The 23,613-nt window shown below is 72.5% G+C and carries 26 protein-coding genes; 10 read left to right on the plus strand and 16 right to left on the minus strand.

Annotation, left to right across the window (positions count from 1 at the left end; all coding sequences use genetic code 11):
• Positions 1–7: 7 nt before the first annotated feature.
• The 3 genes from ASG96_RS17955 (at position 8) to ASG96_RS17965 (ending at position 1,698) form a co-directional block, all read left to right on the plus strand.
• Positions 8–475, plus strand: coding sequence for a hypothetical protein (locus ASG96_RS17955; RefSeq protein ID WP_056750815.1), 468 nt, complete (start codon positions 8–10; stop codon positions 473–475).
• 31 nt (positions 476–506) lie between these two features.
• Entirely contained in the window at positions 507–1,217 is a 711-nt protein-coding gene (locus ASG96_RS17960) for a dienelactone hydrolase family protein (protein ID WP_056750813.1), read from the plus strand.
• A gap of 253 nt (positions 1,218–1,470) precedes the next feature.
• Positions 1,471–1,698 (plus strand): YciI family protein, encoded by a 228-nt coding sequence (locus ASG96_RS17965; protein WP_235509216.1) that lies wholly within the window; start codon positions 1,471–1,473, stop codon positions 1,696–1,698.
• 2 nt (positions 1,699–1,700) lie between these two features.
• Here the strand turns inward: ASG96_RS17965 and ASG96_RS17970 are convergent, their stop codons facing one another.
• On the minus strand, positions 1,701–2,309 hold the full coding sequence (locus ASG96_RS17970) for a helix-turn-helix domain-containing protein (RefSeq protein ID WP_056750808.1): 609 nt from the start codon (positions 2,307–2,309) through the stop codon (positions 1,701–1,703).
• A 48-nt stretch (positions 2,310–2,357) separates the two neighbouring features.
• Here ASG96_RS17970 and ASG96_RS17975 point away from each other — a divergent pair, with 48 nt between their 5' ends.
• Both ASG96_RS17975 and ASG96_RS17980 read left to right on the plus strand, forming a co-directional pair.
• On the plus strand, positions 2,358–3,263 hold the full coding sequence (locus ASG96_RS17975; protein ID WP_056750805.1) for a class I SAM-dependent methyltransferase: 906 nt from the start codon (positions 2,358–2,360) through the stop codon (positions 3,261–3,263).
• 139 nt (positions 3,264–3,402) lie between these two features.
• Complete coding sequence (locus ASG96_RS17980) at positions 3,403–3,849, plus strand: hypothetical protein (RefSeq protein WP_056750801.1); 447 nt, start codon at positions 3,403–3,405, stop codon at positions 3,847–3,849.
• On the opposite strand, the gene idi is transcribed toward ASG96_RS17980, so the two are convergent.
• Genes idi through ASG96_RS18000 form a run of 4 tightly spaced genes read right to left on the minus strand, consistent with a single transcriptional unit; the run spans position 3,842 to position 7,203 of the window.
• Positions 3,842–4,486, minus strand: coding sequence for an isopentenyl-diphosphate Delta-isomerase (gene idi / locus ASG96_RS17985; protein ID WP_056750798.1), 645 nt, complete (start codon positions 4,484–4,486; stop codon positions 3,842–3,844). The two genes, ASG96_RS17980 and idi, sit on opposite strands and share 8 nt — an antisense overlap.
• 5 nt (positions 4,487–4,491) lie before the next feature.
• A complete protein-coding gene (locus tag ASG96_RS17990) occupies positions 4,492–5,577 on the minus strand; it encodes an NAD(P)/FAD-dependent oxidoreductase (protein WP_057588802.1) in 1,086 nt (361 codons plus the stop codon).
• Positions 5,574–6,125: an isoprenylcysteine carboxyl methyltransferase family protein gene (locus ASG96_RS17995; RefSeq protein ID WP_057588803.1), complete on the minus strand. Its 552-nt coding sequence runs from the start codon at positions 6,123–6,125 to the stop codon at positions 5,574–5,576. Before ASG96_RS17995 ends, ASG96_RS17990 begins: the two co-directional genes overlap by 4 nt.
• A 7-nt stretch (positions 6,126–6,132) precedes the next feature.
• Entirely contained in the window at positions 6,133–7,203 is a 1,071-nt protein-coding gene (locus tag ASG96_RS18000) for a type III polyketide synthase (RefSeq protein ID WP_056754214.1), read from the minus strand.
• A gap of 93 nt (positions 7,204–7,296) precedes the next feature.
• Here ASG96_RS18000 and ASG96_RS18005 point away from each other — a divergent pair, with 93 nt between their 5' ends.
• The gene (locus ASG96_RS18005) at positions 7,297–8,115 is read left to right on the plus strand and encodes a UbiA family prenyltransferase (RefSeq protein ID WP_082588419.1); all 819 of its coding nucleotides are present in this window, start codon (positions 7,297–7,299) and stop codon (positions 8,113–8,115) included.
• 23 nt (positions 8,116–8,138) lie between these two features.
• On the opposite strand, the gene ASG96_RS18010 is transcribed toward ASG96_RS18005, so the two are convergent.
• Entirely contained in the window at positions 8,139–8,540 is a 402-nt protein-coding gene (locus ASG96_RS18010) for a PPOX class F420-dependent oxidoreductase (protein WP_056750785.1), read from the minus strand.
• 367 nt (positions 8,541–8,907) lie between these two features.
• On the opposite strand from ASG96_RS18010, the gene ASG96_RS22785 reads away from it, so the two are divergent.
• Positions 8,908–11,100: an ATP-dependent DNA ligase gene (locus tag ASG96_RS22785; protein WP_082591864.1), complete on the plus strand. Its 2,193-nt coding sequence runs from the start codon at positions 8,908–8,910 to the stop codon at positions 11,098–11,100.
• Between the two features lie 3 nt (positions 11,101–11,103).
• On the opposite strand, the gene ASG96_RS18025 is transcribed toward ASG96_RS22785, so the two are convergent.
• Positions 11,104–11,445 (minus strand): hypothetical protein, encoded by a 342-nt coding sequence (locus ASG96_RS18025; protein ID WP_235509217.1) that lies wholly within the window; start codon positions 11,443–11,445, stop codon positions 11,104–11,106.
• Between the two features lie 126 nt (positions 11,446–11,571).
• Between ASG96_RS18025 and ASG96_RS18030 the strand changes: the two genes are divergently transcribed.
• On the plus strand, positions 11,572–12,606 hold the full coding sequence (locus ASG96_RS18030; protein WP_057588805.1) for a methyltransferase: 1,035 nt from the start codon (positions 11,572–11,574) through the stop codon (positions 12,604–12,606).
• On the opposite strand, the gene ptsP is transcribed toward ASG96_RS18030, so the two are convergent.
• The 5 genes from ptsP to ASG96_RS18055 form a co-directional block, all read right to left on the minus strand.
• Positions 12,590–14,296, minus strand: a complete 1,707-nt coding sequence (ptsP, locus tag ASG96_RS18035) for a phosphoenolpyruvate--protein phosphotransferase (protein WP_057588806.1) — start codon at positions 14,294–14,296, stop codon at positions 12,590–12,592. The genes ASG96_RS18030 and ptsP overlap by 17 nt on opposite strands.
• A 5-nt stretch (positions 14,297–14,301) precedes the next feature.
• Positions 14,302–14,571, minus strand: a complete 270-nt coding sequence (locus tag ASG96_RS18040) for an HPr family phosphocarrier protein (RefSeq protein ID WP_056750769.1) — start codon at positions 14,569–14,571, stop codon at positions 14,302–14,304.
• 76 nt (positions 14,572–14,647) lie between these two features.
• The gene (locus ASG96_RS18045) at positions 14,648–16,705 is read right to left on the minus strand and encodes a fructose-specific PTS transporter subunit EIIC (protein ID WP_057588807.1); all 2,058 of its coding nucleotides are present in this window, start codon (positions 16,703–16,705) and stop codon (positions 14,648–14,650) included.
• 55 nt (positions 16,706–16,760) lie between these two features.
• Positions 16,761–17,705: a 1-phosphofructokinase gene (gene pfkB / locus ASG96_RS18050; protein WP_056750763.1), complete on the minus strand. Its 945-nt coding sequence runs from the start codon at positions 17,703–17,705 to the stop codon at positions 16,761–16,763.
• Positions 17,702–18,463: a DeoR/GlpR family DNA-binding transcription regulator gene (locus ASG96_RS18055; RefSeq protein WP_056750758.1), complete on the minus strand. Its 762-nt coding sequence runs from the start codon at positions 18,461–18,463 to the stop codon at positions 17,702–17,704. Before ASG96_RS18055 ends, pfkB begins: the two co-directional genes overlap by 4 nt.
• Before the next feature lie 258 nt (positions 18,464–18,721).
• Between ASG96_RS18055 and ASG96_RS18060 the strand changes: the two genes are divergently transcribed.
• Both ASG96_RS18060 and ASG96_RS18065 read left to right on the plus strand, forming a co-directional pair.
• Entirely contained in the window at positions 18,722–19,648 is a 927-nt protein-coding gene (locus tag ASG96_RS18060; RefSeq protein ID WP_056750755.1) for an alpha/beta hydrolase, read from the plus strand.
• A 245-nt stretch (positions 19,649–19,893) separates the two neighbouring features.
• Positions 19,894–20,082 (plus strand): hypothetical protein, encoded by a 189-nt coding sequence (locus ASG96_RS18065; RefSeq protein WP_056750752.1) that lies wholly within the window; start codon positions 19,894–19,896, stop codon positions 20,080–20,082.
• Between the two features lie 19 nt (positions 20,083–20,101).
• Here the strand turns inward: ASG96_RS18065 and ASG96_RS18070 are convergent, their stop codons facing one another.
• The 4 genes from ASG96_RS18070 to ASG96_RS18085 are packed head-to-tail and all read right to left on the minus strand — an operon-like array spanning position 20,102 to position 23,485.
• Complete coding sequence (locus tag ASG96_RS18070; protein ID WP_200962715.1) at positions 20,102–21,082, minus strand: DUF4389 domain-containing protein; 981 nt, start codon at positions 21,080–21,082, stop codon at positions 20,102–20,104.
• Complete coding sequence (locus ASG96_RS18075) at positions 21,022–21,549, minus strand: hypothetical protein (protein WP_157610986.1); 528 nt, start codon at positions 21,547–21,549, stop codon at positions 21,022–21,024. Before ASG96_RS18075 ends, ASG96_RS18070 begins: the two co-directional genes overlap by 61 nt.
• A 5-nt stretch (positions 21,550–21,554) precedes the next feature.
• A complete protein-coding gene (locus ASG96_RS18080; protein ID WP_056750746.1) occupies positions 21,555–22,040 on the minus strand; it encodes a hypothetical protein in 486 nt (161 codons plus the stop codon).
• A complete protein-coding gene (locus ASG96_RS18085; RefSeq protein WP_235509218.1) occupies positions 22,037–23,485 on the minus strand; it encodes a cyclic 2,3-diphosphoglycerate synthase in 1,449 nt (482 codons plus the stop codon). The genes ASG96_RS18080 and ASG96_RS18085 overlap by 4 nt, the downstream gene beginning before the upstream one ends.
• Positions 23,486–23,613: the final 128 nt, after the last annotated feature.

Below are 23,613 nucleotides of genomic sequence, written 5' to 3' on the forward strand. Positions count from 1 at the left end.
CACCACCATGACCGCCCTGCCCGCGATGCCGTTCCCCGGCCCCGCCCACCTGTCCCCTCTCGTCGACGCGCCCACCGACCACCGGCGTCGCTTCGGTCTCGGTGAGGGTCGCCAGGTCCACCGCTTCCCCGCCGCGACGTTCCTCGACCGCGCGGTCGCGCGGGAGGAGCTCGCGGTGGCGCGCGACGCCCTCGCGGCGTCTGACCGCACCGCCTCGCGCCGCCTGGCCGGCCTGGGCACGCTCGCCGCGCTGCTCCTCGGAGCGATGATCGGCATGCTCGCCACCGGGCACGGCACCGGCACCGGCACCGGCGCCACCGGGTTCCTCACCCTCTGGGGCGCAGGGGCGGGGCTGGTCGTCGTCGTCCTGGGCCTCGTCGCGGTACTGCGCCAGCATCAGCACGAGCTCGACACGCTCACCAAGCGGGTGCACGTGTACGAGGCCAGACTGGAGCAGCTCCGCGCGCTTCGTTGAGTCGTGCCGGCCGACGTACATACTGGGCCGCATGGACGATGCCGTGACCATTCCGACCGATACCGGCGAGATGCCCGCGCACCTCTGGCTCCCCCCAGCCGGACATGGCCCGGGGATCGTCGTGCTGCAGGAGATCTTCGGTGTCAGCGACTACATCCGGCGCCGCGCCGCCCAGCTCGCCGAGCAGGGCTACGTCGTCGTCGCGCCCGAGATCTTCTGGCGGCTCGGCGTCACCTCGGCCGTCGAGGGCGAGGACGCCCTCCAGCAGGGCATGGGCCTCGTGCAGCGCCTCGACTGGCAGGCCGCCGTGACGGACGCCGCCGCGACCGTCGAGTGGCTCCGCGACCGCGACGAGGTCACCGCCGGTGTCGGTGCGGTCGGCTTCTGCTTCGGCGGCGGGCTCGGCTTCAACGTCGCCGCCCACCTCGAGTCCGACGGCTCGGCGCCGATCGACGCGCTCGTCAGCTACTACGGTTCGGCCCTCCCGGGCCTGCACGACCTCATGACGGTGACCGCGCCGAGCCTGCACCACTTCGGCCTCGCCGACTCGTTCATCGACACCGAGACGGTGCGCCGCATCGAGGCGAGCGTGACCGAGCAGCCGGGCACCGTCTTCGAGACCTATGCCGGCGCCGACCACGCGTTCGACAACGACGACATGCCATGGCACGACCCGGCGTCCTCGGCCCTCGCATGGGCGACGACGACCGAGTTCCTCCGCGAGCGCCTGCCCGTCGGCTGAGCGCTCCCCCGGCCTGGATCTCCCTCGTCGAACGGTGTCGAGACGGCATCGGGCCGTTCGACGTGCGGGTGAACGGGAGCCACACCGGCACCCGACCGCAGCACAGCCGACCATCGACCAGGAGCACCGAGATGACCCAGTACTTCCTCTCCGTCCACCACACCGTCGGCGACGCCATGCCGTCCGATGACGAGATCCAGCGCATGTACGCCTCCGTCGACGCCTTCAACCGCAAGCTCCAGCAGGACGGGGCGTGGGTGCACGCCGCGGGCCTGACCGACGTGACCCAGGCCAAGGTCGTCGACGCGTCGGCCGGCGCCGGGTCGGTCACCGACGGGCCGTTCAAAACGAGGCCCGCGAGTGGCTCGGGGGCTTCTGGATCGTCGAGGCCGCCGACCTCGACGCTGCGCTGTCGCTGGCCCGGGAGGGCTCGGCGGCCTGCGGCGCGCCCGTCGAGGTGCGGGCACTGCAGGCCGAGTGAGCCTAGGCGTCGGTGTCGACGCCGGCGCCGGCGCCGGCGTCGGCCGGCGCCGCGTCGAGGTGGGCCCGCCGACCGTCGCGGTCCAGCACGACGATGACCTCGACCGGGCCCTCCGGAGCGGTGATCGCGTGCGGGACCATCGTCGAGAACTGCGCCGACTGGCCCTCCTCGACGAGGACCGTGCGGTCGCCGAGGTGGAGCCGGGCGGTCCCTGACAGCACGGTGAACCACTCGTGGCCCGGGTGCACGCCGAGCGGGGCAGTGGGACGGCGAGCCGTGATCCGCATCTTCGCGACGACGAGGCCGTGCGGCTCGTCGTCACGGGTGAGCAGCCACGTGGTGCGGCCGTGGGCGGTGTCCCGCCGCGGGTGGATGACGACGTCGTCGTCGCCCGCGAGCTCGACGAGCTGGTCGATGGTCGTGCCGAGGGCCCGGGCGATGGGGGCCAGCTGGTCGATCGCGATCCGCCGGTGCCCCGTCTCGATCCGGCTCAGGGTCGAGGGGCTGAGACCGCATCGTCCGGCCAGGGTGTCGAGGGACCAGCCGCGGGCGATCCGCAGGCCACGGACGCGGGCGCGGATGACGGCGTCGAGATCGAGTTCTTGCGTCATTGGCAAGATCGTATGGTGTCGGCGCAAGGATCTCCTACCGTGTCACGTATGCCGCACTCCCACCACCACGACGCATCCGACCTCCACGAGGGTGTCGGTCACACCCACGACCACGACTCCGCCGAGCTCGAGTCCGACGGTGCCGACCTACTCGACCTCGACGCCCAGGTGCTCCACGGCTACTGGGACTCCGCCCTCGACCTCGCCACGGCGGCCCTGTCGGAGCGGGCCGCGCGCGGGGAGCGCTCGCCTGCCCGCGTCGTCGACCTCGGGGCCGGCACCGGCACCGGTGCCCTGGGCCTGGCGCGTCGGCTGCCGGACGCCGAGGTCGTCGCCGTCGACGTCTCCGAGCTGTCGCTGGCCCGCATCCACGCCAAGGCGGAGGCCGCCGGGACCGGCGACCGGGTCCGCACCCTGGTGGTCGACCTCGACGCCGGGTGGCCCGACCTCGGCCCCGTCGACCTCACGTGGGCCTCGATGTCGCTGCACCACCTGGCCGATCCCACTCGCTCGCTGTCCGAGCTCCGCCGGGTGACCCGGACCGGAGGGCTCGTCGCGGTGGCCGAGTTCGACGAGCCGCTGCGCTTCCTGCCGGATGACCTGGGTGTCGGTCGTCCCGGCTTCGAGACGCGGGCGCTCGACGCGCTCTCCGTGGTGCACGCCGAGGCCGTGCCGACCCTGGGGGCGCCGTGGGCCTCGATCCTCGGCGACGCCGGATGGACGGTGACCGGGCAGCACGACCTCGTCATCGACGAGTCGTCACCGGAGCACCCGCTCGCCGGACCGTACGCGCGCGGCTGGTTCGACCGGCTCTCGCACGGTCTCGCCGACCGCCTGGACGCCGAGGACCGCCTCACGCTCACGACCCTGCTGGGTGACGGCCCCCTGAGTCTCCTGCACCGGACCGACCTGCACCTGCGGGGCGTGCGCACCGTGACGGTCGCCCACACCTGAGGGCGTTTGCGTCGGTTCGTGGCAGAAGCGACCACGCCGACGCCTTCCTTCTGGGACAATACGGGTGGGCCGGCGCCCGAGCGGGTATGGCCCGGTGGGCTGCTCCTGCAGCTCCGCCCCGGACCGTCGAGGAGTACCCGTGAAGCTGCACCCGGTCGAGGGGCTGGTTCCCGGCATCGCCGCGCGCATCGCGGGCGCCGAACGCGGGGAGGCCCGACGCTTCGCCTTCCGTGTCGCACGCCTGGCGTGCGCGGTCGCGGGGGTCCATGACCGCAACGCCCTCGAGGTCGCCCGCGGTGGTCTCGAGCACTATCCCGAGACCGAGGACCTCGTCGCGCTGTGGGACCTCGAGCGCGACCTCGACTCCGCCTGCGAGGCCCACCTCGGCACCCACCCGAGCACGTGCAACCTCGACCAGATGCGCCTGCACGACGAGTGCATCGAGGCCCGGGCGGTCGGCGCGGTGATCGCGGCGCTCAAGCCGGACGCGCTCGTCGCCGCTCGGCAGGCCACACAGGAGGCCCTTGCCGCCGGGTGCGAGACCGCCGCGCTCGAGGCCCTCGCCGACCAAGTCCTCGTCAGCTGACTCCACTCCCACTCGAGTGGGAGGTCATGGCGGGTGGGAGGTCGGCGGAGTCGGCGGTCGGCCAGGCGGCCGGGTCGGGGCCGAGGGCGGCCAGCTCCGTCACCTGCTCGCGACACCACGTCGAGACCACCCGGGTCCCGGCCAGCACGTCCGGGGCCAACTCGTCCCACGGCAGCCATGCGGCGCCCTCGACCTCGCTCGGGTCCGGATCGACCCGGGGTGCCACACCGGCCACCCGCCCGACGAGGACGGGGCACAGCTCCAACTCGACGACGCCGTCCATCTCGGCGCGGTAGGAGAAGCGCGGCAGCACGAGCCGCAGGCCATGCAGCTCGAGGCCGAGCTCGTCACGGGCGCGACGGCGTACGGCATCCTCGACGGGCTCCCCCGGCGCCGGGTGGCCGCACGCGGAGTTGGTCCAGACCCCCGGGAACGTGGCCTTGCCGAGGGCGCGCTGGGTCACGAGGAGCGAGCCGGCGTCGTCGAACAGGTAGACGGAGAACGCAAGGTGGAGCGGGGTGTCGGCGTGGTGGACCGTCGCCTTCGGCGCCGTGCCGATGGCCCGGCCGTCCGGGGACACGAGGACGACGAGCTCCTCCGAGGGGTCGGTCGGGTCGACCGTGCGGGTCGGCTGCATCCCGGTCAACTCCCCGGCCTCGCGAGCTCGTTGACCGCCCCGTGGAAGACCGGGGGCAGCGTCGCGGCGGCAGGCACGAGCAGCCGCCGGGTCCAGGTCGGTCGGGTCACCTGGACGAGGGTGTGGGTCAGCAGGGAGTAGCGCCGGCTGGCCAGGCGCCAGGACCGCTCGTAGGACTGAGGGTCGCCGGCGACGAAGGCTGCCACCGCCGCCCGCGCGTGAGCAAGGCCGAGCGAGATGCCTTCCCCGGTCAGGGCGTCGACGTAGCCGCTCGCGTCACCCGCAAGCAGGACGCGTCCCGCGACCCGGCGCGTCGTGCGCTGACGCAGCGGTCCGGCGCCGCGCACCGACGTGACGACGGGCGCTCCGTCGAGTCGCTCGCGCAGGTGTGGGAACTCGGCGAGGCTGTCGGACAAAGGGTTCCGCTGCTTGCTGAGGACGGCCACCCCGACGAGGTCGTCGGAGACCGGCGTGACGTAGGCCTCGCCGTGCGTGCCCCAGTGCACCTCGACGTGGTCTCCCCACGGGCGTATGCCGTAGTGCTGGCGCAGCCCGTAGCGGCGCAGTGGGCGCATGCCGGCCATTCGGCCGACGGCGCCGTGGTCGCGGTCGAGTCCGAGGGAGCGGCGCGTCGGAGAGTGCAGCCCGTCGGCCGCGATGACCCACGGAGCGGTCAACACCGGCCCGGCGGTGCCCGAGTGGGCGGTGCGCACCGTCACGGCGGCGTCGTCCTGCGTCACCTCGATCGCGCTGAACGGGAGCATCTCGATGCCCGCCGCGGCAACGGCCTCGCGCAGGGCGTCGTGGAGGGTGGTGCGTCGCACGCCGCGACCCGGGCCTGCCCTGAAGTCGGCTTCGACGACGCGGCCCCGGGCGACGTAGCGGATGCCGCGCAGGTCGTGGCCCTGCGGGTCGACCCCGAGCGCGCCGAGGGCGAGAAGGCCCCCGGGCATGAGGCCTTCACCGCACGCCTTGTCGATCGTGCCGGCCCGAGGCTCGAGGACGACGGGAGCGAGACCCGAGCGCGCGGCGTACAACGCCGCGGCGAGCCCGACGGGGCCCCCACCGATGATGATGACGTCGGCACTCATGCGACGGCCCCGTCGGAAGCGCCTACGGGAGAGGCGATCTCGCGCAGGGCGGCATTCTCGACCCGGATGCGTACGGTGAGCAGTGCCGCGTTGGCGACCGTGAAGACGAGCGCTGTGAGCCAGGCCGTGTGCACGAGCGGCAGGGCGAAGCCCTCGACGACGACCGCGACGTAGTTCGGGTGCGGGATGAGGCGATAGGGGCCGCGTCGCACGAGCGAGAGCCCCGGCACGACGATGACGCGGGTGTTCCACTGGTTGCCGAGGGTCGTGATGCACCACCAGCGCAGGGCCTGGCTGGCGACGACGAGGGCGAGCATGACCCAGCCGAGGACCGGGACGAAGGGACGGTCGGCCACCCAGACCTCTGCGACGGCGCCGACGAGCAGGCCGGTGTGAAGCCCCACCATGAAGGGGTAGTGCGACTGGCCGCGCTCCACACCACCGCGCGAGAACGCCCACGCCGCATGGCGTTTCGACACGACGAGCTCGGCGACGCGTTCGAGGCCGACGAGCACGACGAGGCCGGTGAAGAGCCACTGGGAGGTCATCGGCGCCTCAGTCGGCCGCGCGGAGCAGGACGAGCTCGAGGCAGAAGCCGGGGCCCATCGCCATGAGGACACCCCACGAGCCGGGCTCCGGTGTGTGGTCGGCGAGGGTGTCGGCGAGCACGTGGAGCACGGAGGCGGAGCTGAGGTTGCCGATGCGGTCGAGCGAGCGCCACGTGACGCCGAGGGCCTCCCGGTCGACCTCGAGCGCCTCCTCCATCGCCTCGAGGACCTTGGGACCGCCCGGGTGGGCGACCCACCAGCCGATGTCGGCGCGGGTCAGGCCCTGGCCGGCGAGGAAGCGGTCGACGTCGTCGCGGACGTTCTCGCGGACGAGGTCGGGCACCTCGGCGCCGAGGACGATGCGCAGCCCGGTGGCTCCGACGTCCCAGCCCATGGCGCGCTCGGTGCCAGGGTAGAGCCGGCTGCGGGTGGCGACGACGCGCGGCTGGGCGGGGGCGAGGGCCGCGGCGCGGTGGGCCCCGACCATGACGACCGCGGCCGCGCCGTCCCCGAACAGGCCGCTGGCGACGAGGTTCGCGGTCGACCGGTCGTCGCGCTGCACGGTGAGGCTGCACAGCTCGACCGAGAGGAGCACAGCGATGTCGTCGGGGTGGCCGAGGAGGTAGTCGTGGACGCGGGCGACCCCTGCAGCGCCGGCGACGCAGCCGAGTCCGACGAGCGGGACGCGCTTCACGTCGTCGCGCAGGCCGATCTCGGCGGCGACCCGGGCCTCGATAGACGGGACGGCCAGCCCGGTGATCGTCGTCGACATGATGAGATCGACGTCCCGCGGAGTGAGACCGGATGCCGCGAGCGCCTTGGTGACGGCGTGCGAGCCGAGCTCGGTCCCGACGCGGATGAACTCGTCGTTGGCTGCCCCGAAGTCCGCGAGCTGCCAGTAGCGCTCGAGGGGCAGCGCGAGGTGTCGCTGGCTCACTCCCGCGTTGGCGTGGAACCGCTCGAGCAGTGCGCGGTCGGACCCGGTCGAGCCGAGCACGTCGGCGAAGGCGGCCGTGACGTCGGCCTGCGCGTAGCTGTGGTCAGGCAGGACGCCGCGGACGGCCGCAAGGTGGCTCACCGGGCCAGCGTAGGCGCCGCGGGCGCCGGTGGGGCCTGACACTGGACACGCTCGTCCCCGGGACGGTCCCTTCGGGGCGCCTAGGCTCGGCCCGTGGCGGAGGTTCAGCGGGTCGGGCGGACGGTGCGTGCACTGGTGCTCGCCTGCCACCCCGGCCCGACCCTGGCCGTCACCGTGCTCACCGCCCTGCTCGCCTGGTCGGCCGGGCACACCCTGACGCGCGGTCTCCTCGTGACCACGGCCGTCCTCACCGGCCAGCTCTCGATCGGGTGGTCGAACGACCTCATCGACGCGCGCCGCGACCGCGCCGTCGGGCGCACCGACAAGCCCCTCGCCGCCGGGGACGTGACGGAGACGGTCGTCCGGGCCGCCTGCGGCGCTGCCCTCGTCGCCTGCGTCGTGCTGTCGCTCGCGTGCGGCTGGGCCTCGGGCCTTGTCCACCTGCTCCTCGGAGTCGCGTCCGGCTGGGCCTACAACCTCTGGTTCAAGCGCACCGCGCTCTCCCCGCTGCCGTATGCCGTCGCGTTCGCCGCGCTGCCGGCCGTCGTCACGCTCGCCCTCCCCTCCCCCGTCTGGCCGCCCGCGTGGGTGCTCGTCACGGGCGGCCTGCTCGGCGTCGGCGCCCACCTGCTCAACGCCCTGCCGGACCTCGCCGACGACGAGGCCACGGGGGTGCGCGGCCTGCCGCACCGCCTCGGCGAGCGGGTCGTGCGGTGGCTGGCACCCGCGGTGCTTCTAGCGGGGTCGGTCGTGGCGGCATTCGGCCCCGGCCTGGACGCCACCGGGCTGGCACTGCTCGTCGCGTGCGCCGCCCTCGCGGTCGTCGCCGTCGTGGCGCGCGGGCGCGTGCCGTTCGTGGCGGCGGTGCTCATCGCGCTCGCTAACGTCGTCAGCCTCGTGGCGCGCAGCTGACAGCCGGCCGGTCTCAGCCGTTCTCAGTCGGTGGGGGTGATCCGCACGACGACGCGGTTGCTGTTGCCGCGGCGCGCGACCCACTCGATGGCCATGAAGATGCGGAACTCGACGCCGTACTTGCGGGCGAGCCGGCGGTTGACGGCCTCGGAGGCGGCCGAGTCGCGGATGATCTCGGCTCGTCCGTCGACGAGGGGGGCGTCGGGCTCGACGTTGCCGCGGCGGTCGCACGGCTGGATCGTGACGCGCGGGTCGTTGCGCAGGCGCTTGAGCTTGCCGGCCCCCTCGGGGGTGCTGACGATCGCGGCGCCGGCGTCGGGGAGCACCCACACGGGCGTCGGGACCGGCTCGCCGGTGCGGCGGTAGGTCGTCAGCAGCACGAAGCGTTCGCCGCCGAGGTTGTGGAGCGTGGGCGCCTGGGTCATGGCGAAGACGTACCCGCTCGGCGCGGATGGCGTGCAGCGCCTCGGATCAGGCGCCCGGCTCGACGTCCACGACGTACGCGTCGTGGTCGGACAGGTGACGTCCGGACTGCGTCATCTCCACACGACGGGCCGGGGCCGTGACCTCCCACGCGGTGGGGATGGCCACGTGGTCGAGGACGGAGACGATCGCGTCGCGCCCGGCCGCCGTTCGGACGTTTCGGGGCTGCCGGCCGCCGGACGCTGTGCGTTGGGTCGCCACGTGACTCAGGCCGCGGCCCGCGTCCTCAACGCCGGGCTGAGTCACCCCCTGACCCAATGCACAGCGCGGCCCGGCCCCGACGTCGCACCGCATCGCTACGATCGCCGGGTGAGCGCCAAGCCCGCTGTCGTCGAAGCGCCAGGTCCGTCCGGGGTGCGGGAGGTGCGCGTCTCGAGCCCCGACCGGGTGCTGTGGCCGGCAGTCGGGATGGCGGACGGCCAGCCGGTGACGAAGCTCGACATGGCGCACTACCTCGTCGCCGTCGCCGACCCGCTGCTGCGCGCGCTCGGCGACCGACCGGTGACCCTGCAGCGCTTCCCGGAGGGCATCGAGGGCGAGGAGTTCTTCTCCAAGAACCCGCCCAAGGGCGTGCCCGAGGGGACGCGCACGGTCATGTGCACCTATCCGTCGGGCCGCAAGCACCCGCAGCTCGTCATCGACGAGATCGCCGATGCCGTCTGGGCGGCGCAGATGAACACCATCACCTTCCACCCGTGGCCGGTCCGCACGGCCGACGTCGACAAGCCGGACGAGCTGCGCATCGACCTCGACCCGCAACCGGGCCGGGGCTTCAAGGACGCGGTCGAGGCCGCCCTGGCGCTGCGCGAGGTCATGGCCGAGATCGGCCTCACGGCGTGGGCCAAGACGTCCGGCAACCGCGGCGTGCACGTCTACGCGCGGGTCGCGCCGACCCACGAGTTCCTCGACGTGCGTCACGGCGTCATCGGCATCGCGCGCGAGCTCGAGCGCCGGCTGCCCGACCTCGTGACGACCTCGTGGTGGAAGGAGGAGCGCGGCGAGAAGATCTTCGTCGACTTCAACCAGGCCTGCCGCGACCGCACCATCGCATCGGCCTACTCCCCCCGGCCGCTCCCGGGCGCGCCGGTCTCGACGCCGGTCAACTGGGACGAGCTCGCGTCGGTCGACCCGAAGGAGCTCACGGTGCGGACCGTGCCGCAGCTCGTCGCCGACCGCGGCGACGCCTGGGCCGGGATCGACGATGAGGTCGGTGACGTGGCGGCCGCAATCACCTTGTGGGACAAGGATGTCAGCGAGCGTGGACTCGGTGAGCTGAACTTCCCGCCCGACTACCCCAAGATGCCGGGCGAGCCGCCGCGCGTGCAGCCGAGCAAGCGTCGCCAGGACAAGGCCGACACCGAGTACATGGCCCCCAAGGCCGAGCGCGACGCCGACCTGCGCACGACGTGGGGTATGCCGGTGGTCCCTCCCGTGTCACCGATGCTGGCCAAGCCGGTCAAGGACTTCTCGGCCGTCAAGGTCGAGGTGCTCTACGAGCCGAAGTGGGACGGTTTCCGGTCGATCATCTTCCGGTCCGGTGACCTCGTCGAGATCGGGTCGCGCAACGAGAAGCCGATGACGCGCTACTTCCCCGACGTCGTCGAGGCCGTCCTCGCGAACTTCCCCGACAAGTGCGTCATCGACGGCGAGATCATCCTCGTGTCACCGGAGTCCGGCGACCGTCTCGACTTCGACCTGCTCCAGCAGCGCATCCACCCGGCGGCCTCACGCGTCAAGAAGCTCGCCGCCGAGACGCCGGCGTCGTTCGTCGCCTTCGACCTGCTCGCGCTCGGCGAGGAGTCCTACCTCGACAAGCCGTTCGCCGAGCGGCGCGCGGCCCTCGAAAAGGCACTCGCCACGGCTGAGGCACCGATCCACCTCACGGCCGCCACCGCCGACCGCGACGTCGCCACGGGCTGGTTCACCCAGTTCGAGGGCGCCGGGCTCGACGGCGTCATCGCCAAGCCCGTCGACATCGCCTACGAGCCCGACAAGCGACTGATGTTCAAGCTCAAGCACGAGCGCACCGCCGACTGCGTGGTCGCCGGCTACCGCGTGCACAAGAGCGGCCCCGACGCCATCGGCTCGCTGCTGCTCGGGCTCTACGGAGCGGACGGGCAGCTCGCCTCGGTCGGCGTCATCGGCGCGTTCCCGATGGCTCGCCGCAAGGAGCTCTTCGAGGAGCTCCAGCCGCTCGTCGCCGAGTGGGACGAGCACCCCTGGAACTGGGCGGCTCCCGCGGAGGACGCCGGCGGCGTACGCACTCCGCGGTCGTCGGAGTACTCCCGCTGGAACAACCAGAAGGACCTCTCGTTCGTGCCACTGCGACCCGAGCGCGTCGTCGAGGTGCGCTACGACCACATGGAGGGCACGCGCTTCCGGCACACGGCGCAGTTCGTCCGGTGGCGCGAGGACCGCACGCCCGAGTCGTGCACCTTCGACCAGCTCGAGGAGCCCGTCAGCTACGACCTCACCGACGTGCTCTCCGCCGGGTCCGACTGACGCTCAGTGACGGGGCTGGCGAGGACGGCGGTCGTGGTGGCGGTCGGCGGCCTCGCGCAGCTGCGACACGACCTTCATCTCGGCGTCGTTGAGTGCGGCCTTGGTGTCGGTGAGGTTGGAGACGCCGATGACGGTCGGCAGGCCGCTGATGCAGACCTCGACCGAGGTGTGCATGCCGGGCTGCCCGCGGTCCTTGACCCTGAGCCCGATGTGGACCATCGAGGGGTCGAAGCGCTCGAGCTGGGTGAACAGCTGGGTCAGCGCGTGCTCGATGAAGGGGAGGTCGTCCTCGTGGTAGCCGTCCTCGAGACGGACCCGATCCATGTAGAGGCTGGACGTGCTCATGCCGAGCTCCTTTGCCGCGTGGGCGTCGGTGTCGACGTCCACCTCGAGTCTATCGAGCCGCCTTGGCCTGCAACCGTTCCAGACCTATGAGGGTGGTCACGGCCCTTTCTGGAGGACGATGGCGAGATGGACGTGACGCCTGACCTCAGATCGTTGATCACCCGCTTCCGGACGTCGGCGGCAGTCAGCGCAGCCGCCGAGCTGGGGCTCAGTGACGAGCTCGCACTCGGCCCGTTGCACCTGACGCAGCTCGCGGGACGCGTGGGCGCGGACGAGGACACCCTCGATCGGCTCATGCGGGTGCTCGTCGCACTGGGGCTGTATGCCGTGTCGACCGAGGGCGCCTACACCGCAACATCGCTCGGGGCCGGCTTGCGTACCGACGTCGCCGGCTCGCTGCGGCCTCTGGCCCGCACGCTCCAGGACCCGGCGACGTGGGCGGCCTGGGGGCACCTCACCGACAGCGTGCGGACGGGTGACAACGCGTTCGAGGCCCTGCACGGCGAGGACGTCTGGGCCTACCGGGCCTCCCACGCGGAGGCGAACGCGATCTTCAACGACAACATGGCGGCGCTGACCTCGAGGGTGGCGGCGGCGGTGGCTCGAGCGTATGACTTCGGCGGGCTCACCTCGGTCGTCGACGTCGGTGGTGGACACGGGGCGCTGCTCGAGGCCGTCCTGGCCCGGCACGAGCACCTGCACGGCACGGTGTTCGACCTGCCCCAGGCCACACCGGGCGGTCCACCCTCCACTGCGAGCGAGTCGGTCGCGTCCCGATGGTCGGTCGCGGCGGGCAGCTTCTTCGAGGTAGTCCCGTCCGCCGACGCCTACCTGCTGAAGAAGGTGCTGCACGACTGGTCCGACGAGAGGTGCGTCGAGATCCTGCGCACGTGCCGTCGCTCCCTCGAACCCGGCGGAGTGGTGCTCGTCGTCGAGCTCGTGCTCGACCGGCCGGGCCACGAGCTCGAGTCCGCCCTGTCCGACCTCAACATGCTCGTGCTGCCGGGTGGCCGCGAACGCACGGCGGCGCAGTTCGACGCGTTGTTCGTCGCCGCCGGCTTCGGGCCCGCACGCCTGGTGGAGACCGACGCCGACGTCGTGATCCTCGAGGCACGCGCGAGGCCGGTGACCGAATCGGGCGGTGTCAGAGCAGGTCGGTGAGCTCGGTGCGGGCCGCCTCCCGGACGGCGGTGAGTGCGTCGATCGCGGTGCGCGCACCGCGGGCCGCGGCCGCGAGGGCCTGGCACTCGGCGACCGAGTGGAGCGACAGTGCCAGCCGCACGACCGGGACCTTGCTCGGCGCCATCGACAGCGACGAGACGCCGAGCCCGACGAGGACGAGCGCGAGCAGCGGATCGCCGGCCGACTCACCGCAGACCCCGATGGGTCGCTCGGCCCTGGCGGCGCCCTCGCACGCGAGCCCGACGACGTCGAGGACGCCCGGCTGCCACGGGTCGAGCAGGTCGGACAGCGCGCCCTGCATGCGGTCGGCGGCCATCGTGTACTGCGCGAGGTCGTTGGTGCCGAGCGAGCCGAAGTCGACCTCAGTGAGGACGTCGTGGGCCCGCAGGGCGGCTCCCGGCACCTCGATCATGACGCCCGCCTTGGGCAGCCCGTTCTCGCGGACCCGTCGGGCGAACCACGCCGCCTCCTCGGCCGTGGCGACCATCGGGGCCATGACGCGCACGTCGGCCCCGGTCTCGCGGGCGGCGACGGCGAGCGCCTCGAGCTGGGCGTCGAGCAGGTCGGGTCGCTCGGCCGAGAGCCGCAGGCCGCGGCGCCCGAGGGCGGGGTTCTCCTCGGGCCCGAGGTCGGCGAACTTGAGCGGCTTGTCGGCGCCGGCGTCGAGGGTGCGCACGACGACGCGCCGGCCCTCGAAGGGCGCGAAGACACCGCGGTAGATCTCGGTCTGCTCCTCGACCGTCGGGGCCTTGGTCGCCGAGAGGTAGACGAACTCGGTGCGGAAGAGCCCGACACCTTCGAGGTCCTGGGCGCCTGCGGCGACGGCGTCCTCGACGCCACCGATGTTGGCGAGCAGCGCGACCTCGGCGCCGTCGGACGTGCGACCCGGTCCAGAGAGGTGCGACAGCGCCTCGGCCCGACGCGCCGCCCGCTCCCGCTGGGCGGTGACGAGCTCCATATCCGGGGCGATCGTCACCTCACCGGTGTCGCCGTCGAGCGCGATCGGGGTACCTGCCGCGATCTCGGTCGCGCCGGCGAGCTGGACGACGGCGGGGATGCCCATCTGCGCGGCGAGGATCGCCGTGTGGCTCGTGCGACCGCCGGCCTCGGTGACGATGCCGACGACGAGTCGCCGGTCGAGCGTCGCGGTCTCGGCGGGCGCGAGGTCCTCCGCGACGATGACGCTGGGCTCCGTGAAGGGGGGTACGCCGGGGGCCGGGACCCCGAGCACCGCTGCGACAGCGCGTGACCCGACGTCACGCAGGTCGGCCACCCGCTCGGCGAAGTAGCCGCCGAGAGCCTCGAACTGGGCGGCATAGGTCTCCACCGCGTTGGCGATGGAGTGGGCCCGCCCGTGCCCGGCGGCGAGCTCCTTGGCCGCGGCCTTGACGAGGCCCTTGTCGCGCGCGATGAGGGCGGTCGCCTTGAGGATCTGCTGGGCCGTGTCGTCGACCCGGGTCGCCCGCTCCTCGAGCGAGACGGCGACCGACTCGAAGGCCGCGCGCACGTCGGCGAGCGCTGCCTCCTCGTCGTCGACGGCACCCTCGTCGGCCGGCGGGCGGACCGGTGGTGCGACCTGCACCACCGGCCCGTAGGCCGTGCCCGGGCTGACACCGATGCCGTGCCTGGTCTCCGACTGGGTCTGCGACGGGGTCTCCGACTCGGCCATGCTCGTTATTCCGCGTCGAGGTCGCGAGACAGGAGCTCGACGAGCGAGTCGAGCGTCTCGTCGGCACCGTCGCCGTCGGCCGTCAGGACGACCTCCTCGCCGTGCCTGGCCCCGAGGGCCATGACGCCGAGGATGCTCGTCGCGTCGACCGGGTCCTCGCCGGGCTTGGCGATCTCGACGTCGAGCCCGGACGCGCTCGCCGCCTCGACGAAGAGGGCGGCCGGGCGGGCGTGGAGGCCCACCGAGGAGGCGATGGTGACGGTGCGGGTTGCCATGGACGTGCTCCTTCTATGGATTCAGAGTGGTCGTGCTGTCGATGTGGATCAGACGGCGATCGAGCTCACGCCCTGATCAGACCGTAGCGCTCGCGTCGACCTCGGCAAGGTGCGTGTCGCGGGACTTCAGGCTGACCACGATGGCCGTCATGACGAGGACGCCGATGACGAGGGCGAGCAGGAAGAGCAGGAAGTTGCCGATGAGCGGCAGCACCCAGATGCCTCCGTGCGGGGCCCGGAGCGTCGCGCCGAACATCATCACGAGGCCACCCGTGACGGCGGAGCCGATCACGGAGGAGGTGATGATGCGCACCGGGTCGGCCGCGGCGAACGGAATGGCTCCCTCGGAGATGAACGAGGCGCCGAGCAGCCAGGCGGCCTTGCCGTTCTCACGCTCGGGCTCGGAGAAGAGGTGCGGGCGGATCGTCGTGGCCAGGGCCATGGCGAGCGGCGCGACCATGCCGGCGGCCATGACGGCCGCCATGATCTTCAGCTGGGGAGCGTCGGCCACCGTGCCGGCCGTGGCCAGGCCCGCGGTGGCGAAGAAGTAGGCCGCCTTGTTGACCGGGCCACCGAGGTCGAAGCCCATCATCGCGCCGAGCACGATGCCGAGCAGCAGGGCGCTCGAGCCGCTCATGTTGTTCAGGCCGCTCGTCAGCGCGTCGCTGAGGGCCTTGATCGGACGGCCGAGCACGGTGATGAACAGGCCTGCCGTGATCAGGGTCGACAGCAGCGGGATGACGACCACCGGCATGACGCCGCGGACCCCCTTGGCCACCTTCCAGTGGGCGATCCAGCGGGCGACGAAGCCGGCGAGGAAACCGGTGGCGAGGCCGCCGAGGAAGCCGGCGCCCATCGTCGCGGCGATGGAGCCACCGACGATGCCGGGCACGAGGCCGGGGCGGTCGGCGATCGCGAAGGCGATGAAGCCGGAGAGGATCGGGACGAGGAAGCCGAACGAGGCGCCGCCGATGACGAAGAGCAGGCCGGCCCACGACTCGAGGCTGAAGGCGCTGAAGCTCTGGGTGATGTTGTACTTGCCCTCGGCCGTCAGGCCGTACTTGACGATCTCGATGGGCCCCTGCTCACCGAGGGCGATCTGGGCGAGCATGAACGACAGGGCGATGAGGATGCCGCCGGCTGCGACGAACGGGATCATGTAGGAGACACCGGTCATCAGCCACTGGCGGATCTTCGTGCCGGTGCTCGCGCCGCTCTCGACCTTCGAGGTCAGGCCACCGGACGGACCAGCGGCAGCGGCAGCAGCGACGGCGGCCTCGCGCTTGCTCGGGTCGGCGTCCCACTCGGTGACGAGCTGCTCGGCCTGGGTCACGAGCGCCGGGCCGTCGGAGATGCCCTTCTTGACGCCGACGTCGACGAGGGGCTTGCCGGCGAAGCGGCCGGCGTCCTTGACGGGCAGGTCGTGGGCGAAGATCACGGCGTCGGCGGCGGCGATCTCGGCCGCGCTGAGCGGCGTCGAGCCCGCGGATCCCTGTGTCTCGACCTTCATCGTGTGCCCGGCCGCCTTCGCGGCGTTCTCGAGGCCCTCGGCCGCCATGTAGGTGTGGGCGATGCCGGTCGGGCACGAGGTGACGCCGACGAGGTTGAGCGCGCGCTTGGCGGCCGGCGCTGCCGCGCCCGTGGTGTCCGCCCCGGCGGCGGCTGCCGCGGGAGCAGCGGCCGGCTGGTCGAGCTCGACCTCGGCGCTGACGATGCGCACGACCTCGGCCTCCGTCGTCGCGGCGGCGAGCGCGGCCTTGAAGTCCTTCTTCATGAGGGCGCGGGCGAGCTTGGGCAGCATCTGCATGTGCGCGTCGCCGCCGGCCTCGGGGGCCGCGATGAGGAAGACGAGCGTCGCCGGGCCGTCCTTGGCGCCCCAGTCGATGCCGTCACCGGAGCGGCCGAAGACGAGCGAGGGCTCGGTGATGGCGGCGCTGCGGGCGTGCGGGATGCCGATGCCGCCGGGCAGGCCGGTCGCCATCGTCTCCTCGCGCTTGCGCACATCGCCCAAGAAGGCGTCGAGGTCGGTGCACCGGCCGGACGCGACGAGGCGCTCGCCGAGCCTCCGAGTCGCCTCGTGGCGGTCGGCACCGACGAGGTCGAGGACGACCTGGTCTTCGGTGATCAGGGACATGGGATTTCCTTTCGGAGGATCTGGACGATCGAGGTGTTCGGCGTGGGTGGGCGCGTCAGGACAGGACGCGGTCGAAGTCGGGCTCGCGGGTCAGCACAGCGCGTATGCCGTCGAGGTCCTCGGGTGCGGGCACGCGGCTTCCGGGGAGGGTGACCGCCGCGGCGCCCCACGTCACCCCCGTCATGAGGGCGTCCGCCGGGTCGAGGCCGGTGGACAGGCCGTGGAGCAGGCCGGCGAGCATGCAGTCGCCGGCGCCCACGGTGGACAGGGGTGCCGTGATCGTCGCGCGTGCATGGGCGCACTCGTCGGCGGTCACGAGCAGGGCGCCGTCGCCGCCGAGGCTGACGGCCACGACGTCGATGCCGCCGGCGACGAGCTCACGGGCTGCGTCGCGGACGTGGCCCAGGGTGGGCAGGTCGTGCTCGACGAGCTCGGCGAGCTCCTCGTGGTTGGGCTTGATGAGGTGCGGCTTCGCGGCGACGGCGGCGGCGAACGGTGCGCCGGACGAGTCGATGGCGACACGTCCGCCGCGCTCGCGCACCCGGCTGACGAGGCCGGCATACAGGTCGGTCGAGGCGCCGGGCGGGAGGCTGCCGCAGCCGACGGCCCACTGCGCGCCGTCGGCGCGCTCGAGGGTGGTCGTGAGCAGCGCCTCGACCTCGGCGGCGGACAGGTCGGGGCCGGGCTCGTTGAGCTTGGTCGTCGTGCCGTCGGGCTCGAGGACGCTGATGTTCATGCGGACCGAGCCGTCGACCGGCACGGACACGTAGCCGACCCCGGCGGCGTCGAGCAGCTCCTCGAGCAGGTGGCCCTCGGGACCTCCGCTCGGCAGCACGGCGACGGTCGGGCCGCCCTGCGCGGCCAGGGCGCGGGAGACGTTGACGCCCTTGCCGCCCGGGTCGATGCGGCTGCTCGTGGCGCGGTGCACCTCGCCCCGACGGAGCGCGTCGATGAGGACGGCGCGGTCGATGCTCGGGTTGGGTGTGAGCGTGACGATCATGCGGTCACCACTTCCGGTCCGGCCGCACGGATCTCGGCGGCGACGTCGTCGTCGAGGTCGGTGTCGGTGATGACGACGTCGACGTCGGCGAGCTGGGCGAATCGGTGGAGGTGGTCGTCGCCGGCCTTGCTCGAGTCGGTGAGGACCACGCACTTGCGGGCGGCGCCCACCATGGCGCGCTTGACGAGGGACTCGGACTGGTCGGGCGTCGTGAGGCCGCGGGCGACCGAGAGGCCGTTGGTGCCGATGATCGCGACGTCGACGACGACGTCGGACAGTGCGCCCGTCGCCCAGTCGCCGACCGCGGCACCGGTCGTGCCGCGGACGCGTCCGCCGAGGAGGTAGAGCTTGATGCCGGGGTGGGTCGAGAGGACCGTGGCCGCGGCGAGGCTGTTGGTGAGGACGGTGAGGTCGAGGTCGGGCGGGAGCATCTCGGCGACGGCGAGGGTGGTCGACCCGCCGTCGAGGATGATGCTGCCGCCGCTGGGCAGCTCGTCGAGGGCGCGGGCGGCGATGCGGCGCTTGACCTCGGCGAGCCGGCCGGAGCGGGTGGCGAGCGTCGGCTCGACCTCGAGGCGCTCGACGGGGATCGCGCCGCCGTGGACCCGGCGGAGGGAGCCGCGGCGCTCGAGGGCGGTGAGGTCGCGGCGCACCGTCTCGGCGGCGACCCCGAGGGAGTCGGCGAGGGCGGTCACCTCGACCCGGCCCGCACGACGTGCTTCAGCGATGATCCGCTGCTGCCGCTCCGCTGCGTACATCGGACTCCCTCGTCCTGTGTCGTTGCCCATCGTGCCCTGTCGGGCTCGTGACACAAGGAAACCACCGGTTCGGCGTGAAGTAAATAGACTCGGGCACCCGTTTCTGTGGTTTTCTGTGATCCGGTCCGGCGAAACGGGCAATACGGACGGGCGACGCGGTTGCCCGAACCACGTCGTGAGCGGACCCTCCCCCGGCACCTCGGTGACGGCATACGCTGCCGCTCGAGAGCCAGACCGACGCGAGATCGAGGACGATCCATGCAGAGCAGCACCTTCACGGTCACCACGCCCGACGGCACCGACGTCTTCGTCAACCGCTGGCTGCCCGAGGGCGACCCCAAGGCGATCGTGCAGATCGCGCACGGCCTGGCCGAGTACTCGGGGCGCTATGCCCGGTTCGCCGAGCGCCTGACCGCGGGAGGGTATGCCGTGTACGCGTCGGACCACCGTGGGCACGGGCGCACGTCCGGCGCGCGAGGGGTCTTCGCTCCGAAGGACGGGTGGCAGAGCGTCGTCGACGACCTCCACGCGGTCACCGAGAAGGCCCGGGAGGAGCACCCGGACCTCCCCGTCTTCCTCATCGGGATGAGCATGGGCTCGTTCCTCTCGCGGTCCTACGCCGCGCGCTTCGGCTCCGAGCTCGCCGGTCTCGTGCTCCTCGGGACCGCCGGGGGCGCCGGCGCCATCGGGAAGGTCGGCCTGGCGATCGCCAGCGCACAGGCCAGGGTGCGAGGTCACGACCACGTCAGCACCCTGCTGAACTCGATGTCGTTCGGTCGGTTCAACGCCGCCTTCAAGCCGACCCGGACCGACTTCGACTGGCTCTCGCGCGACACCGCGGAGGTCGACAAGTACGTCGCCGATCCCGACTGCGGCTTCATCATGAGCACGGGTGGGCTCGCCGACATGGTCCGAGGCCTCGCCGACGTCAACACCGACCGGTCGGCATCCCGCGTGCCCAAGGACCTCCCGATCCATCTCGCCTCCGGGGACCGGTGCCAGGTCGGCGAGGACGGCAAGGGCCCGCGCGAGGTCGCCGACCGGTTCCGCGAGGTCGGGGTGCAGGACGTGACGCTCACGCTCTGGCCCGGGGCCCGGCACGAGATCCTCAACGAGACGAACCGCGACGAGGTCGAGGTCGAGCTCGTCGACTGGCTCGACGCGCACCTGCCCGCCAAGGCCTGACCCGCCGGGTCGGTGACGTAGGACGAGCCGCCGGACCCGCTCCGCTCGCTACGTCAGTGCTGCACGGGGTGCAACNNGCGCCCGACCCGCCCCGTTCGCTACGTCAGTGCTGCACGGGGTGCAACAGTGACGCAGGGGTCACCGGACGGCATACGACCGTGGGGCGTTCTCGGCGAGCGAGTGGTGACGTGACGGGTCGCGGGGACGTAGCGTCAGGACATGCTTACCGGTCTGCGGGTCCTGTCATGAGTCGTCCCGTGCGCGTCATCGTCGGCGTCCTCGTGCTGCTCGTCGGCACGCTGTGGACCCTGCAGGGGCTCGGTTACGTCAGCGGCAGCGCCATGTCGGGCGTGACCCTGTGGGCGGTCATCGGACCGATCGTCGCCGTGGCGGGTCTCGGGCTGGCGCTGTCACGACCGCGCCGCCGGCCCTGACCCCGCCGGGAGACGTCGTCTACCTGGCCTGAGGTGGCGGCCCGACCCGGTCGTCGGCCACCGGCGGCGGGAGCGTGGGCGGCGGGAGCGTGGGCGGCGGGAGCGGCACCTCGGCGCCGCCCTCGTCGAGCTGGAACGGCGGGTAGACGTCCGTCATGAGCGCGGCATACGCGACGACGCGGTAGACCCAGCGGTTGAGTCCGGCGACGAGGTCGAAGAGCGCCCGCGGGTAGTGACCCGCGAAGAGGAGCGAGAGGCCCGCGACGAGGACGAGGAGGCCGAGGAGGCCACCGCTCAGCACGTTGAGGCGGGAGCTCCCGTCGATGTCCCGCGCCCACGTCCACGCCCACGATCCGCCACCGACGAGCAGGCCGACGATGAGGTAGTGCGGGATGGCGAGCAGCCACCACTTGACGAGGACGAGGCCGCGCGAGAGCCGCTCGGGATAGGCGATGTCGAGCCGTGCCGGGTACTCCGGCTCGGCCTGGAGGCTGAACGGCGGGTAGCGGTCGGTGCCGAGGCCTCCGCTGCTGGCGTAGTAGGACACGCGCCACGTCCAGCGCAGGACGCCCAGGTTGAACTCGAAGAGCCCGCGTGGGTAGCGCCCGGTGAAGAGGATCGCGAAGAACGCGATGACGCTGACGACCATGAACGCGAACCACAGGAAGCCGAGCACGACGTAGTGCGGGATCGCGAGGAACCACTTGACCAGCCACAGCCACCGCGAGAGTGGCTCGTCGAGACGCGCGTCGAGCGCGACCGGACTCACCGCACGGGGGTGCGGCAGCTGCGACACGGGTGCCCCGACCAGCGGTGCCGCGGTCATCGGCGCCGCGGTCGTCGAAGGGCCAGTCGACGATGCGGGCGGCGTCGCGGTGCCGCTCGCGGAGGGCCTGCTGCCGCTCGCACCACGGACGACGAGCGCGACGGCGATCCCGGTCACGACGAGGCCGATCCCGAGCATGAGCAGGGCGACGGGCAGGAGGAAGCCTGCGCGCACGCGCTCCCGTTCCGGCCGCCGGCGATGCCGACGACCTGTTCGTGCGCGACGCCCTTGAGGTATGCCGTGAGGCTGCTGGCGGGTGCGACGCCGAGGAAGACCTCGCGCCCGGACACGAGCGGGCGTGCGGTGAGCCTCAGGTCGACGTCGAGCCGGTCGAGCACCCAGGACGGCACGTCGGGACCGGTCTCGACGACGATGTCCTCCGCCGTGATCGCCGGCGACTGGCTGGTGAGGGCGGGGAGCGTCAGGGACAGGTAGCCCGCGTCGTCCCGTCCGACGGCATACGTGACCGCGAGGCCGGCGCCGCCGAGGAGCAGGCCCAGGCCGGGCAGGATGAGGAGGCACCCGATGATGAGCGCGACGAGGTGCCGGCTGGCCGGATGCGTCCGGTCGGGCGGAGCGACCGGGCTGGCGATCGGGTCGGGGCTGACGGGGGCCGGGCCGGTGGGCGTGGTGGAGGTCATGGCGATCACATCCTCGGGAAGCGGCCGGTGACGAGTCTGACGATGGCTTCGACGATCCCGACGAGGCTGCCCACGAAGCCGATGGCGAGCAGCACGCGCGCGACGACCTCCCAGCCGGTGCCGATGACGTCGAGCGGGAAGACCTGCCAGACCTGGGTGATGGCGATGAGGCCGAAGCCGATGGAGATGATGTCGCCGAACGCCCGAGGGCGCGGCCGGTCGACGACGACGTTGACGAGGTCGGCGATCGCCCGGGCGATGATCGAGGCGTTGACCGCCCCGATGACGAGGACCGTGCGGGCGGTGAGGAACGGCACGGCCTCCCAGCCGGGCCAGACGTTGACGAGCACGAGCATGACGAGGCTGACGACCAGCGAGCCGAAGGATGCGCCGCGGCGGCCCCCCACGGGCGCAGGGGCAGGCGGGTCGAGCTGGTGGCCGGTGTGGTGGTCGCGCGAGTCGGAGGGCAGGTGCTCGGTCGGCGTGGTCATGACGCGCTCCCGGCGAACGAGGCGCCCGCGTGGGCGCCGAGGACGGTGAGGACGTCGAGCGGCAGTGCGGTCCGCACTGCGGCGGCAAGGCCTCCGGGCACGACCTCCCGCAGCTCGTAACGGGCCCGCACGAGGGGCGCCGGGACCGACAGCACCCGGGTGAGGTCGATGGGCGTGCCGCTGACGACGGCGTCGCACTCCCCCGCGTCGACCGCGGCCCGGATCGTCGCCTCGAGGTCGCGCACCTGCTCCGCTCCGTAGCCCATGGCCGGCAGGACACCCCGCGCGTTCGGGTACTTCGCGTAGGTCGCGGCGATGGACCCCACGGCATACGGGGTCGGGTCGACGAGCAGGGCGGCACCGGCCGCGCGGGCGCCGACCACGCCGGCGCCGTAGGTCATCGACCCGTGCGTCAGCGTCGGGCCGTCCTCGACGACGATGACTCGGCGACCGTGGACGGCGGCCGGATCGTCAACGGTGACAGGGCTGTCGGCGCGCAGCACCGTGGCGCCGGGGTTGAGGTCACGCACGGACGCCTCGACGGCCTCGATGTCGGCCGTCCGTGCCGAGTCGCACTTGGCGATGACGACGACGTCGGCCATCCGGACGTTGGCCTCGCCCGGGTGGTAGGCCGCCTCGTCACCCGGTCGCAGCGGGTCGGCGAGCACGACGTGGAGGTCGGGGACGTAGAAGGGCAGGTCGTTGTTGCCGCCGTCCCAGAGGATCACGTCGGCCTCCTGCTCGGCCTCGCGCAGGATCCGCTCGTAGTCGACGCCCGCGTAGACGACGACGCCCGCGTCGAGGTGCGGCTCGTACTCCTCGCGCTCCTCGATGGTGCAGTCGTGGAGGTCGAGGTCGGCATACGTCGCGAAGCGCTGGCACGCCTGGGCGGCGAGGTCGCCGTAGGGCATCGGGTGCCGGATCGCGACGACGCGCAGGCCGAGGTCGATGAGCATCCGCGCGAGGTAGCGGGTCGTCTGGCTCTTGCCGACGCCCGTGCGCACGGCCGTCACGGCCACGACGGGCTTCGTGCTGCGCAGCATCGTGCGCCGCGCGCTGTGGAGCCGGAAGTCGGCGCCGGCGGCGATGCACCGGGACGCCAGGTGCATGACCTGCTCGTGCCGCACGTCGGAGTAGGCGAAGACGACGACGTCGACGTGCTCGCGCTCGACGAGATCGGTCAGCTCGGACTCCGTGACGATCGGGATGCCTTGCGGATACAGGGATCCCGCGAGCTGCGGCGGGTAGCGACGGCCGTCGATGTCGGGGATCTGCGTCGCGGTGAAGGCGACGACCTCGTAGGCCGGGTCGTCGCGGAACACGACGTTGAAGTCGTGGAAGTCGCGTCCAGCCGCGCCGAGGATGACGACTCGCGTCCGTGGGGCGACCTCGCCGGCGGCTTCAGGAGCGGCGCGGGTCGGGACAGGCGTGCTGGGGGCGCTCATGACCATCTCCATGGCTGGGTCACCGACGTGACCGACACACCCCACCGCGGGTAGTCCTGGCTGCGGGACCCGCCTCTGCCAGTGTCCCACCGGGGTTCGCGGCCGGCGGCCGTCCGAGAGGCGGATCA

This window comes from Terrabacter sp. Soil810 (assembly GCF_001429645.1).
Classification (GTDB): domain Bacteria; phylum Actinomycetota; class Actinomycetes; order Actinomycetales; family Dermatophilaceae; genus Terrabacter.

Bases quoted from the DNA above. Each gene is read 5' to 3' on its own strand.
- ASG96_RS18045 (WP_057588807.1), bottom strand. From the start codon at position 16,705: ATGTCCCTGATCACCGAAGACCAGGTCGTCCTCGACCTCGTCGGTGCC.
- ptsP (WP_057588806.1), bottom strand. From the start codon at position 14,296: ATGGCCGAGTCGGAGACCCCGTCGCAGACCCAGTCGGAGACCAGGCAC.
- ASG96_RS18065 (WP_056750752.1), top strand. From the start codon at position 19,894: ATGAGTCGTCCCGTGCGCGTCATCGTCGGCGTCCTCGTGCTGCTCGTC.
- ASG96_RS17995 (WP_057588803.1), bottom strand. From the start codon at position 6,125: ATGACCTCCCAGTGGCTCTTCACCGGCCTCGTCGTGCTCGTCGGCCTC.
- pfkB (WP_056750763.1), bottom strand. From the start codon at position 17,705: ATGATCGTCACGCTCACACCCAACCCGAGCATCGACCGCGCCGTCCTC.
- ASG96_RS18055 (WP_056750758.1), bottom strand. From the start codon at position 18,463: ATGTACGCAGCGGAGCGGCAGCAGCGGATCATCGCTGAAGCACGTCGT.
- ASG96_RS18010 (WP_056750785.1), bottom strand. From the start codon at position 8,540: ATGACCCAGGCGCCCACGCTCCACAACCTCGGCGGCGAACGCTTCGTG.
- ASG96_RS17970 (WP_056750808.1), bottom strand. From the start codon at position 2,309: ATGACGCAAGAACTCGATCTCGACGCCGTCATCCGCGCCCGCGTCCGT.
- ASG96_RS18040 (WP_056750769.1), bottom strand. From the start codon at position 14,571: ATGGCAACCCGCACCGTCACCATCGCCTCCTCGGTGGGCCTCCACGCC.
- ASG96_RS18025 (WP_235509217.1), bottom strand. From the start codon at position 11,445: ATGAGCACGTCCAGCCTCTACATGGATCGGGTCCGTCTCGAGGACGGC.
- ASG96_RS18030 (WP_057588805.1), top strand. From the start codon at position 11,572: ATGGACGTGACGCCTGACCTCAGATCGTTGATCACCCGCTTCCGGACG.
- ASG96_RS18075 (WP_157610986.1), bottom strand. From the start codon at position 21,549: ATGACCTCCACCACGCCCACCGGCCCGGCCCCCGTCAGCCCCGACCCG.
- ASG96_RS17960 (WP_056750813.1), top strand. From the start codon at position 507: ATGGACGATGCCGTGACCATTCCGACCGATACCGGCGAGATGCCCGCG.
- ASG96_RS18080 (WP_056750746.1), bottom strand. From the start codon at position 22,040: ATGACCACGCCGACCGAGCACCTGCCCTCCGACTCGCGCGACCACCAC.
- idi (WP_056750798.1), bottom strand. From the start codon at position 4,486: ATGCAGCCGACCCGCACGGTCGACCCGACCGACCCCTCGGAGGAGCTC.
- ASG96_RS17955 (WP_056750815.1), top strand. From the start codon at position 8: ATGACCGCCCTGCCCGCGATGCCGTTCCCCGGCCCCGCCCACCTGTCC.
- ASG96_RS18060 (WP_056750755.1), top strand. From the start codon at position 18,722: ATGCAGAGCAGCACCTTCACGGTCACCACGCCCGACGGCACCGACGTC.
- ASG96_RS17990 (WP_057588802.1), bottom strand. From the start codon at position 5,577: ATGAGTGCCGACGTCATCATCATCGGTGGGGGCCCCGTCGGGCTCGCC.
- ASG96_RS18085 (WP_235509218.1), bottom strand. From the start codon at position 23,485: ATGAGCGCCCCCAGCACGCCTGTCCCGACCCGCGCCGCTCCTGAAGCC.
- ASG96_RS17975 (WP_056750805.1), top strand. From the start codon at position 2,358: ATGCCGCACTCCCACCACCACGACGCATCCGACCTCCACGAGGGTGTC.